This window comes from Pseudomonas sp. P5_B2, from assembly GCF_056400445.1.
Window position 1 is genome coordinate 1 of sequence record NZ_JBFULH010000735.1, and the last position, 1,850, is coordinate 1,850.

The 1,850-nt window shown below is 52.1% G+C and carries 2 protein-coding genes and 1 pseudogene; 1 reads left to right on the forward strand and 2 read right to left on the reverse strand.

Features of this window, described 5'->3' with window-relative positions; genetic code table 11:
• Nucleotides 1–545: formyltransferase family protein (locus AC1DRJ_RS26140; protein WP_477804699.1), on the reverse strand; the 545-nt coding region annotated here is incomplete at its 3' end.
• A 336-nt stretch (nucleotides 546–881) separates the two neighbouring features.
• Here AC1DRJ_RS26140 and mvaT point away from each other — a divergent pair.
• Nucleotides 882–1,259: a histone-like nucleoid-structuring protein MvaT gene (mvaT, locus tag AC1DRJ_RS26145; protein WP_007945872.1), complete on the forward strand. Its 378-nt coding sequence runs from the start codon at nucleotides 882–884 to the stop codon at nucleotides 1,257–1,259.
• Between the two features lie 99 nt (nucleotides 1,260–1,358).
• On the opposite strand, the pseudogene sbcB reads toward mvaT, so the two are convergent.
• A pseudogene (sbcB, locus tag AC1DRJ_RS26150) lies at nucleotides 1,359–1,850 on the reverse strand (exodeoxyribonuclease I); the annotation flags it as partial.

Sequence of the window (1,850 nt, forward strand, 5' to 3'; positions counted from 1 at the left end):
TCGCTGTACAACGCCGGCGGCAGGATTTGCATATAGCGGGCAAGCACGACCACTTCGGCATCGTGCTGTTTGACCAGACGCGATACTTCGGCAAAGGCAGGCTCTTTGTCCTGTGGATTGACCGGCACATGGTAATAAGGAATGCCGTGCCACTCGACCATGCTGCGCAAGTCGTCATGGTTGGAAATCACGCAGGATATTTCGCAATCCAATTCATCGCTGTGCCAGCGGTGCAGCAAGTCGGCCAGGCAGTGAGACTCGCGGCTGGCCATTAACACCACGCGCTTCTTCTGCGCGGTATCGGTGATGCGCCAGTCCATCGAAAACTCTTTGGCAATCGGCGCAAAGGCTTCGCGAAAGGCTTCGATACCGAAAGGCAGCGAGTCGGCACGAATTTCGTGACGCATGAAGAACCAGCCACTGAGATTGTCCGAGTGATGGCTCGCTTCGGTGATCCAGCCGTTATGTGACGCCAGAAAGTTACTGACTTTAGCAACGATGCCGACGCGGTCCGGGCAAGCAATCACCAGCCGAAAAGTGCGCATGAGGGGGAAACTCCAGAACTTCGCAAAGGCCGCCATTCTAGCGATTGCGCAGCAAAACTACAGTATTGATGACGCCTTGCCCGGAACACCGGTCTGTGGACCCGACTCTGAAAGCACGCGCTCCCCGCCCGATGGTGATCTTTTAGTCGATATCAAGAGTCCATTGGTGAATATCTGTGTTGTCCGCTGACACTATTAATGACCTCTTCAATTTTCGCGCTGTTCATCAAAAGTAATTTAATTAAAACGTTGGTTAAATGTTTACTTGATGAAACACCCTGACTATTATTGCCACACTGTTCCTTGCCATCCAGCCTCCAACATAAGGTAGTCCTCATGTCCTTGATCAACGAATACCGTGCCACCGAAGAAGCTATCAAAGAGCTGCAAGCCCGTTTGAAGAATCTGTCCCAAGACGACAAACTGCAAACCGAGCTGGAATTCGAAGGCAAACTGCGCACCCTGATGGGCGAATACTCCAAGTCCCTGCGTGACATCATCGCGCTGCTGGATCCAGAGTCCAAATCCAAGGCTCCACGCGGCGGCGCAGTAAAAACTACTGGCACCAAGCGCGCCCGCAAAGTTAAACAATACAAAAACCCGCACAACGGCGAAGTCATCGAAACCAAAGGTGGCAACCACAAAACTCTGAAAGAGTGGAAAGCCAAGTGGGGCGGCGACGTGGTTGAAGGCTGGGCTACTCTGCTGGGCTAAGCCGTAGAGCTTGTCGCAGACGAACTCCTGAAAAAAAATAACGCCAGCAAATGCTGGCGTTTTTTTATGCCGCTGATTCGGACATGCCTGTTTTCGTTTTCAAAGATTCATACGTTTTCGTAATGCCTCGACATAACATTGCCAATCATTCAGCACTGCGCGCTGCAACGGTGTAGCAGTTTCGTTCAATTGGGCCGCGGCTTCTGCAAAAGTATTCAAGGTATGGGGTGCCCCCCACTCCGGTGCTGACAGACGTTTCTGACAAAATAATCGCCAGCGCTCTTGCTCCACGGAATTCAACGTATCGGGGAAGTTGCGTGCGCGATATCGAAACAATAATTCAGGTAAACGTTCGTCATCGAAAGGCCATTGTTCTTGTGCTAGTTGCGCGGGGTCGGCAGCTCTGACTTGCTCGCAAAGACGCCGATCCCGGTCACCGATAAAACCATCGTATAACTGTTGTTCGGGATCCTGGCTTGGGGTGAATTCTTCGCGGGTATAAATCGCTTGCACTTTATCTCGCCAAACTTGTTGTGCGGCGATTAGCCGCAGCGATCGTTCCTGATAAAGCGCCATGTCCAGCCCCAGGCG

Coding starts and splice junctions, on each gene's coding strand:
- mvaT (WP_007945872.1), top strand. CDS start 882: ATGTCCTTGATCAACGAATACCGTGCCACCGAAGAAGCTATCAAAGAG.